Annotated in this window: 6 protein-coding genes; 3 read left to right on the top strand and 3 right to left on the bottom strand. The window is 72.4% G+C overall.

Going from position 1 to position 9580, the window contains the following annotated elements; all coding sequences use genetic code 11:
- Positions 1-95 precede the first annotated feature (95 nt).
- Positions 96-1385 carry a DUF559 domain-containing protein gene (locus NBZ85_RS32785; protein ID WP_308205207.1) on the top strand — a complete coding sequence of 430 codons (1290 nt, stop codon included), beginning with the start codon at positions 96-98 and terminating at the stop codon, positions 1383-1385.
- A 204-nt stretch (positions 1386-1589) separates the two neighbouring features.
- Here NBZ85_RS32785 and NBZ85_RS22095 read toward each other — a convergent pair whose 3' ends face one another.
- The 3 genes from NBZ85_RS22095 to NBZ85_RS22085 form a co-directional block, all read right to left on the bottom strand.
- Positions 1590-4121: an ABC transporter permease gene (locus tag NBZ85_RS22095; protein WP_261558741.1), complete on the bottom strand. Its 2532-nt coding sequence runs from the start codon at positions 4119-4121 to the stop codon at positions 1590-1592.
- Between the two features lie 4 nt (positions 4122-4125).
- Positions 4126-5514 (bottom strand): ABC transporter ATP-binding protein, encoded by a 1389-nt coding sequence (locus tag NBZ85_RS22090; RefSeq protein ID WP_261558742.1) that lies wholly within the window; start codon positions 5512-5514, stop codon positions 4126-4128.
- Between the two features lie 291 nt (positions 5515-5805).
- The gene (locus NBZ85_RS22085) at positions 5806-6747 is read right to left on the bottom strand and encodes a RecB family exonuclease (protein ID WP_261558743.1); all 942 of its coding nucleotides are present in this window, start codon (positions 6745-6747) and stop codon (positions 5806-5808) included.
- Positions 6748-6955: 208 nt separating this feature from the next.
- Here NBZ85_RS22085 and NBZ85_RS22080 point away from each other — a divergent pair, with 208 nt between their 5' ends.
- Both NBZ85_RS22080 and NBZ85_RS22075 read left to right on the top strand, forming a co-directional pair.
- Complete coding sequence (locus NBZ85_RS22080; RefSeq protein ID WP_261558744.1) at positions 6956-8146, top strand: site-2 protease family protein; 1191 nt, start codon at positions 6956-6958, stop codon at positions 8144-8146.
- Positions 8143-9162 carry a tRNA (adenine-N1)-methyltransferase gene (locus NBZ85_RS22075; protein ID WP_261558745.1) on the top strand — a complete coding sequence of 340 codons (1020 nt, stop codon included), beginning with the start codon at positions 8143-8145 and terminating at the stop codon, positions 9160-9162. The genes NBZ85_RS22080 and NBZ85_RS22075 overlap by 4 nt, the downstream gene beginning before the upstream one ends.
- Positions 9163-9580 lie beyond the last annotated feature (418 nt).

Below are 9580 nucleotides of genomic sequence, written 5' to 3'. Positions count from 1 at the left end.
GTCGGCAGGCTTGCTGGGGTGTGGATGACGGCGGGTTGTCCACAGGTAGGGGAAATCTCGGCCAGGAGCGCCGCCGCGGGGTGAATCTGGAGCACATGCCTCTGCTCCGCGGATCTTCACTGCTGGACGCGGCCGGTCGACTGGCAGCCGCGCAGGACGGAATGCTCACCTGGCTGCAGGTCCGGGAGCTCGGAATCACCCAGCGACAGCTCACGTCGTTGTGCAGGGACCATGGTTGGACGCGCCCCTGCCGCGGTGCCTACCTTCTCCCGGGCGCACATCCGGTGCGCGGACCCGCGCGCGCCGCACTGAGCGCGCGTCCCGACGGGGTTATCTGCGGGCCGACGGCTGGGCGGCTGTGGGGTCTCGACGCTCTCCCTCATGCCGGTGCGGCGCGCCCCGCCGCACCAGACGCCGTGCCCGAGATCGCCGCGGGAGCGAAGCACGTACGCATGGGGGAGCCGGCCGGCCGACGAGCGTCCCGGCAACCGGCCGCCCCGCTGGTGGAACCGGTACACCTGTTGCTGCCCCGCGCGGCGGGCGTCATCCGCAGGCCTGGGATCGTCTTCCACTTCGGCGAGTGCGTTCCGGCGGAGCGCTGCGTCCGTCAGGGGTTCCCGATCACGACCGTCGAACGCACTGTGCTCGACCTCGTGCTGACCGCCGATCGTGAGTCGGCGGTCAGCCTCCTGGACGCGGCACTGCACCGACGACGGCTGGCGGACCTCGATGGGCTGCGAGCCATGGCCACCGGCCGCTGGGGCATCGCCCTCCGACGCGACTGGTTCGACCTGGTCGACGGCCGGGCCGAGTCGCCCCTCGAGAGCCGGCTCCGGCTGTTGCTGGCGGACGCCGACCTGCCGCCTCCCGAGGTCCAGTGGCCCGTGTGGGACGGGGACGGGGCGCATCCGCGTCCGGAGGACGGCTCGGAGGGACCGGTTGGGCCGGCCGAATCGACTGAATCGGCCGGTTCGTCTTCGTCGGAGTCGGCTGGGTCGGTAACGGGGCAACGGGGTCGCCGTACCGCCGCGGCCGGCGCATGGTCGCCCGTTCCCGGGCCGCCCGTATCTGGGTCGCCCGTTCCCGGGCCGCCCGTATCTGGGTCGCCCGTTCCCGGGCCGCTCGTATCTGGGCCAACAGCTTTCCGGCGCGGGCGTCTGCTGGCGCGCGTGGATCTGGCCTGGCCCGAGGCCCGGGTCGCGGTCGAGGCAGACGGGGCCGCCGTGCACAGTCAGCCGGACGCGCTGTTCCGTGATCGGATCCGGCAGAATGCCCTGCTCGCTCGCGGCTGGCGAGTGCTGAGATTCACCTGGGAGGACGTGGTGATGCGTTCCGCCTATGTGGTGGCGACGGTGAGTCGTCTGCTTGCCGCGACTCCGGGTTGAGACCCCCCAGGGGCTGCGGACTTGTGGGGTGACTCCGAAGATGGGCTGCGGAGGTGGTTGCTCGGGAACGGCGGCCGATTGCTGGAGGTTGGTGACCTCCTGCTGCGGTTGAACCGCCAACAACCTCCAGCAATCGCCGCCGCCGCTCGCCGCCGCTCGCCGCCGCTCGCCGCCGCTCGCCGCCGCTCGCCGCCGGGCGATGGGTTAGCTGGTGGAGATGGCGCGGAGGACGTCCATTCTGGCGGCGCGGCGGGCGGGGAAGACGGCGGCGAGGATGCCGAGCACGATGCCGACGATGATGACGAGGACGATCGTCGGGACCGGGTAGGCGAACGTGTTGATGCCCTGGGAGGCCAGCGCCTTGGTCAGGGCCCAGCCGAAGACGCTGCCGACGGCGACCCCGAGCACGGCGCCGAAGACCGAGATGATCGTCGACTCCATGACGACCATGGCCCGCATCTGCCCACGGCTCATGCCCACGGCGCGCAGCAGCCCGATCTCCCGGGTCCGTTCGATCACGGACAGGGCGAGCGTGTTCACAATGCCGAACAGAGCGATGACCACCGCCAGGGCCAGCAGGACGTAGATGAAGCCGAGCAGCTGGTCGATCTGCTTCTCCTGCTGGGCGACGAACTCCGACTGGTCGCGCACCTCGACCGTGGCGTACGGCTTGACGACCTTGTCGATCTCGGTGCGTACGGCCGCGGGGTCGGCCCCGTCGGCGCGTTTGATCAGCACGAACAGGTCAAGGTCGTCGGTGGAGTGGCGGGCGAGCTGGCCGGTGGAGATGATCCAGGAGCCGGCCACCTGGCTCTTCTTGTACGTCCCGGCGAGGGTGAGGTCCTGGGTGCCGTCGGGGAAGGTGACGGGGATTTTCTGGCCGACGGTGAGGTGGCGGTCGGCGGCGGTGGTGTCATCCACAAGGATCGTGCGGTCGCTGAGGGCGTGGAGGTCCCCGGCCACCTTCTTGAGCGCCAGTACCCGGGGTAGGCCGGCCGGATCCCCGGCGAGCACCTGGGCGTCGCGTCCGCCGGCCTTCACCAGGCCGCCGCGCAGCCCGGTCGCGACCTCGATGCCGGGCTTGCCGGCCAGGTCGCGCGCCACCTGGCCGCTGAAGCCCTGGCCGAAGCCCTGGCCGGTCAGGAAGAAGTCGGCGCCGAGACTGTTCTGCACGGTCGTCCGCACCGACTCTTTGATCGATTGACCGAGGATCGAGAAGGCGCCGACCAGGGCGAGGCCGATCATGAGGGCGGAGGCGGTCGAGGCGGTGCGCCGCGGATTGCGCATCGCGTTCTCCCGGCCGAGCCGGCCGGTGGTGCCGAACAGTGCGACGAACGGCGCGCCGAGCACCCGGATGATCGGGCCGGACAGCAGGGGCGACAGGGTGGCGATGCCGAGGAAGATCCCCGCGGCGCCGACCCCGACGGAGGTTGCTCCAGACTTGCCTGCCGACGCGGTACCGAGGACCAGCAGCAGCACCCCGAGCGCAGTGAGGGCTGTCCCGGCGACGGCCCGGGTACGCAGCGAGCGTGTCGGCAGCACGTAGGTCTCCCGCATGGCCGCGATCGGCGGAACGGAGGCCGCCTTGCGCGCCGGCACGAAGGCCGCGGCCGAGGTGATCAGGACTCCCACGGCGTAGGCGGCGATGATCGTGCGCGCGTCGAAGACCAGCGGGCCGCTGGGCAGGTCCACGCCGAACGCTCCGACCGCGGCCCTGAGCAGCACGGCGAGCCCTGCGCCGAACAGCAGCCCCACGCTCGCCCCGGCGAAACCGACCAGAGCCGCCTCCACCTGCAGCGACACCTGTACCTGACGCCGGCTTGCGCCGATCGCCCGCAGCAGTGCCAGCTCCCGCACCCGCTGCGCCACCAGCATGGTGAACGTGTTGAAGATGATGAAAGCCCCGACGAACACCGAGATCGCCGCGAAGATCAGCAGGAAGGTCGAGAAGCCGCCGATCGCCTGCTGCACCGCACTGGCGCTCTCCTTCGCCAGTTGCGTGCCGGTGATCGCCTCGTCGCCGGCGGGGAGCACGGCGGCGACCCGCGCGCGCAGCTCCTGCTGGCCGAGGCCGGGGACGGCTGCCAGATGGACGGAGCTGAACTGGCCGGGGGCCAGCAGCACCCGCTGGGCGGTGGCGGTGTCGAACGCGGTCAGGGCGGCGCCGCCGAGGCTGTCCTGTCCGGCCACTCGGAACGTGCCGACCAGCGTGTAGGTCGCGGGCACCCCCTTGGTCTGCACGGAGATCCGCGTACCGAGGGCCAGGTGCAGATCCCGCGCGGTCGCCCGATCCACCACGATTTCCCCGGGACCCGGGGCGCGGCCCTCGGCGAGCTGCTCGGATGCGGTCGGCTGGCCGCCGGTCCAGTTGGTGCCCAGCCCCGGCGCCCCGCCCTCCTTCGCCGGCTTGCCGGTGCGCGGGTTGACGAGCATGGCCTGGCCGTCGACCGACCCGACGGCCGCCCGCACCCCGTCGACCTTGGCGACGGTGTCGAGGACCGACGCGGGTAGCGGTGGTCGGCCGGAGTCGCTCGTCGGGTCGATCTGGTTGACGACCCGGACCGCGACGCTGACGTTCTTGTTGATATCGGCGAACAGGGAGTCGAATGTCCGGTTTAGCGTGTCCGTCAGGACCAGGGTTCCCGTGACGAAGCTCACACCGACAACGACCGCCAGCATGGACAGGACCAGCCGGATCTTGCGGGCCAGCAGGCTTTTGAGGGTGGCGCGCAGCATCGGCTCAGGCCCAGCCCGCCGACCCCGGCCCGTCCGCCCGGTAGCCGCCCGGGGCACCGTAGCCGGTGTCGTCGGCGTCGCGCGGGCCGAGGGGTCGCGGTATCGGCCGGCGCCGCCGTGGGTCGCCCGCCGGTCCGCCGTAGCGCCCGCCGTTCGGCTCCTGCTCGTCCAGCGGCCCGGTCTCGTCCAGCGGCCCGTTCTCAGACCCCGGCACGGAGTCGAGCTCCCCGGTGAACGGCTCGGCGTAGCGGCCGTCATAGGGCGCTGGCCGGCTGCCGTTGCCGTAGCGCTGATCGGGGTAGTCGTAGTCGTAGTCGCCGGGCCGGTCGTCGGCCGCCGGGTAGCCTCGCGGGCCGGTCACCACGCCGCGGCCGCGGTCGGCCGGACGATCGCGTGGGCCCCACCCATGTCGGTCGTCCCGGCGGCCCCGGTCGTCATGGCGGTGGTGGTCGTCGTGGTGAGGGTCGTCGTAGTCGTCAGGTTCCTGGGGTGTGTTGGCGTCATCGGGGAGCAACCCGCGCTGGGCGGCGTCGAGGTGCTTCATCCGGTCGAGCACCTCGTCCGCGGTCGGCTGTTCGACCGCGTCGACGAGCAGGCCGTCCGCGAGGAAGATCACCTCGTCCGAGTAGGAGGCGGCCGTGGCGTCGTGCGTCACCATGACGATCGTCTGCCCGAGCTCGGTGACCGAGTCCCGCAGGAACGACAGCACCTCGGCGCCCGAGCGCGAGTCCAGGTTTCCGGTCGGCTCATCGGCGAAGATGATCTCGGGCCGGGTGACGAGGGCGCGGGCGCAGGCGACCCGTTGCTGCTGACCACCGGACAGCTCGCTCGGCCGGTGCCCCAGCCGGGGGGCGAGGCCGACCGCGTCGACGACGGTGCGCATCCAGGCCTGGTCCGGGGCGCGGCCCGCGATGCTCAGCGGCAGCGTGATGTTCTCCGCCGCGGTCAGCGTCGGCAGCAGGTTGAACTGTTGGAAGATGAAACCGATCCGGTCTCGGCGCAGCCGGGTGAGCTCCTTGTCCGACAGCCGGGACAGGTCGACGTCGCCGATGAACGCCCGCCCGCGGGTCACCGTGTCCAGGCCGGCCAGGCAGTGCATGAGCGTGGACTTCCCGGAGCCAGACGGCCCCATGATCGCCGTGAAGCGGCCGCGGGGGAAGGCCAGATCGATTCCGCGCAGCGCCGTGACGGTGGTGTCCCCGGTGCCGTAGACCTTCGTCAGCCGATCGGCCCGCGCCGCCGGGACTGCGCCGCCGGTGCTGCCCGCGGCGGCCTGCTCGCGGCGGTCGTCCCCGCGCTCGGCGGTCCGCGCCACCCGCGGTGGGCGACCGCGCGGGGCGCCCTTGCCCGCGTCCTGCCTCCCACCTGGGGATGATTCGGTCCGTCGGGCCATCGTGACGTCCTCTCCTCATGCGCTCGGCGCGTCTGGCGATGGCCCTGCCCGCCGCTGGGGGCGGGACCGTCCCATCGTCCTCTGTAGATGTTTCGGCACGCGGACTGCCGCGCTCGGCGGGATCCGGCCCTCGGCCGCTCGGTCCGAATCCCCCTGATCTTGCCGTCGGAGTTCTCAACGAGCCAAGGATGATCGGCATCTCGGGATCGATCCGGAATCCCGTGACACCGCCGCATTCCTCTTATCGTTACTCCTTGTTCGCCGCCGCCGGCGCTGTCCCCCGGCGGGGGCTCAGCCCTCGGCCTCGCAGACCGCCGGGGCCGCCTCGTCGAGAGGGACCGCGGGCGCCTGCTGGGGCAGCGGCGGCGGCGTGCCGCCGAACGCCGGGCACAGCGCCTGGTGGTGGCACCAGGAGCACAGGCGGTTCGGGGTGGCCCGCCAGTCTCCGGTGCGGTGGGCGCGGTCGATCGCTGCCCACAGCGCCTCGATCCGCCGTTCGGTGGCCCGCAGGTCCGCCTCGTCCGGGGCGGCCCGCAGCCAGGTGCGATCGCCGAGGTAGTACAGGCGCAGCTCCCGGGGGACCACACCGCGGCTCCGCCACAGCAACAGGGCGTAGAACCGCATCTGGAACATGGCCGAGCCCTCGAACGCCGGGCCCGGCGAGCGGCCGGTCTTGTAGTCGACCACCCGCAGAGCCAGGCCCTGCGCGGTCGACGCCTCGTCGAGCCGATCCACGTAGCCGCGCAACCGCAGCCCGGAGTCGAGCACGTGTTCCACGTAGAGCTCGCGGGCCGACGGGGCGAGCCGGGCTGGATCCTCCAGCGCGAAGTACCCGGCGAGCAGCTCGCGCGCCGAATCCAGCCAGGCGGCCAGCGCGTCCGGGCCGTCGAAGAGCGCCTCGACCGCCGGCTCCCGTTCGCGCAGTGCCTGCCAGGCCGGCTCGACCAGCGTGCGGGCCGCCTCGAGGGTTCGCCCGGCCGGGGGCAGGTCGAACAGGTTCTCCAGCACCGAGTGCACGACAGTCCCGCGGCTGGCCGCCTCGCTCGGCGGTTCGGGCAGCCGGTCGACGACGCGGAAGCGGTAGCGCAGCGGGCAGTTGACGAAGTCGGCCGCCCGCGACGGCGACAGCGAACCGATCAGTGGTCGGTCGGCGCTGCGCGGGCCGGCCGACGCGGCGGGCGGCACCGAGAAACCGCTGGATGCCGCGGAACCGGGCGGCGGCGTCGTGGTCATGTCCCGACCCTAGAACCCGCCTCCGACACTCCCGTGGGTCGGCCCCGACCGGCGGCGGCGGCGCCTCGCGTGCCCCGGTCGCGGGGCATCCGAGTGGACACCGGTGCGCCGTGCCGGGGCGACGCCACGGCCTCGCCCCACCCCCGCTGGTCACAGGCGTGGACAGGGCCGGCAGACGCGGCCGGATCCGGTCCGTAGCATCGGTTCCATGACGGATCAGCGCGGTGGCGCCGGCTCGGATGCCCACGGTGGCACGGGTGGTGCGTCGCGGCACCCAGGCGAGCGCCCGTCCGGGGTGATGATCGGGCGCATCCGAGGTGTCCCGATCATGGTGTCGCCGCTCGCGCTGGTCTTCGCCCTGTTGGTGGCCTACCTGCTCTCCGGCTCCATCCGGGACCGGCTGCCGACGGCGTCGGACGGCCAGGTCCTCGCGATGGCCACGGTGATCTCCCTCGGCTTTCTGGCTTCCCTGCTCGTCCACGAGATCGGTCACTGCCTGACCGCGCTCGCCTTCGGACACACCGTCCGCTCGGTGACGCTGCACGGGTTCGCCGGGTTCACCGAGTTCGAGCCCGAACCTCGCAGCCCCGGCCGTGAGTTCCTCATCGCCTTCGCCGGTCCGGCGCTCAACGGCCTGCTCGCCGGGCTGTGCTTCCTTGGCCTGCTCAGCATCGGCGACGACACCCACGTCGGGGTGGTGCTGCGCGATCTCGGCGTCATCAACCTGGCGCTGTTCGTGTTCAACCTGGCCCCCGGCGTGCCGTTGGACGGTGGGCGGGTGGTCATCGCCGCCGTGTGGGCGGTGACCGGGGACAAGCTGCGCGGGCTGCGGGCCGGCGCCTACGGCGGCTTCGTGGTGGCCGCGGGCATGGTCGTCTGGGGGACGACGATCTCTGGCGACAGCTTCGGCCTGTTCTACACGTATGCTCTGGCGGCGTTCCTGGCGTTCGCGGCCTTCCAGTCGTTGCGGTCGGCCCAGCTGCGCGGTCGGCTGCCGGGACTGTCCGCCGGCCGGCTGGTGCGCCGGACGCTGCCCGTCGAGGGTGCCGTGCCACTGGCCGAGGCGTTGCGGCGGGCTCAGGAGGTCGGCGCCACCGCCGTCGCGGTGATCGACCGGGACGGAAACCCCATCAAGATCATGAATGGCTCGGCGGTCGACGCGCTGCCCGAGCATCGGAGGCCGTGGATGTCCGTGGACGAGGTGAGCCGGGAGATCGCGCCCGGAATGGTGCTCGACGCCGATCTGGAGGGCGAGGATCTGCTCGCTGCCGTGCAGCGCATGCCCGCCTCGGAGTACCTGGTGCTGCAGAGCGGTCGGCCGGTGGGCGTGCTTGCCATGGTCGACCTGGTCGCCCGCCTCGACCCGGCCGCCGCCGCGCGCATGGTGGCGCACCGGTGACCAATTCCGATCTTCGCCCCGGCCCCACCGGCGCGGCTCATCGTCGCGGTCTGTTCACCAAGGGCGACCGAGTCCAGCTCACCGATCCCAAGGGGCGCAAGCACACCGTCGTTCTGGAGCCGGGTAAGCAGTTCCACACCCACCGCGGCGCTGTCGAGCATGACGCGCTGCTTGGCCAGCCCGAGGGCATCGTCGTCACCAGTACCGGCGGCACCGATTACCTGGCACTGCGCCCTCTGCTCGTGGACTTCGTGCTGTCGATGCCCCGCGGGGCGACCGTCGTGTACCCCAAGGACGCGGGCCAGATCGTCACCTACGCGGACATCTTCCCGGGTGCCCGGGTGCTGGAGGCCGGCGTCGGCTCGGGCGCGCTGTCCTGCTCCCTGCTACGCACCATCGGGGACGCCGGCCGGTTGATCTCCTACGAGCGGCGGGAGGACTTCGCCGCCATCGCCGCGCGCAACATCGAGACGTTCTTCGGCGGGCCGCATCCCGCGCACACGATCATCGTCGGCGACCTGGCCGAGACGACCGAGCGGGACGTCGACCGGGTCATCCTCGACATGCTCGCGCCCTGGGACGTCGTGGACGCCGTCAGCGCGGCGCTCGTTCCCGGCGGGGTGGTCTGCGCCTACGTCGCCACCACCACGCAGCTCTCCCGGGTCGTGGAGACCCTGCGGGGGCACGGCACGTTCGCCGAGCCCGCCGCCTGGGAGACGATGATGCGGGACTGGCATGTCGAGGGCCTCGCGGTCCGCCCCGGCCACCGCATGGTCGGCCACACCGGCTTCCTCGTCACCGCGCGCCGCCTCGCCGACGGGGTCACACCCCCGGTCCGCCGCCGACGCCCGGCCAAGGGCGCTCTCGCCGAGCCGGCCGCCACAGCCCCCGCCGAGGCGGGTGCCCCTCTCGCCGAGCCGGCCGCGACGGCCCTCGCCGGCGCTGTGCCCGAACCCGCCGTGGACGCGGTACCCGAAGCCGTGGATGCGGCACTCGAAGCCACCCGCGAGAGCTGACTCCACCAGCTAGCTGGTGGAGCCGCCCCAGAAGCCCCCTTCCCGTCCTGCTGTCACTTGTCGTGACGTCCGACGGTGCGGCTGAGGCTGGTCGCGGACCGGGCGAGGGCTCGTGCGTCGATGGCGGATGCGTGGGAGAGCGTCTCCCTAGGTCCTCATGGTGGGTTCGGCGTCCGATTCGTCTTTGTCCTACCAAGGGCCAAGGAGGACACAGACAGCCCCGTTCCCACGCACACCCCCTCCTCGCGGGGCGGTGTGGCGGTGCCGGTGGGCCGCCCGGCAGCGAGGCGGGTGCCGCCTGACATCACACTCTGTCAGGCCCTGGGCCTGACCCGCGCGGACCAGGAGAGGCCACGCACCGCGTCCTGCCGCCTCGGTCCCGATCGGCCCGGCCGTGGGGTCACCGCAGTTGCAGGAG

Source organism: Frankia tisae, from assembly GCF_025403405.1.
Classification (GTDB): Bacteria; Actinomycetota; Actinomycetes; order Frankiales; family Frankiaceae; genus Frankia; species Frankia tisai.
Note: the sequence above shows the minus strand (reverse complement) of the source record. Positions and strands in the feature narration are given on the sequence as shown.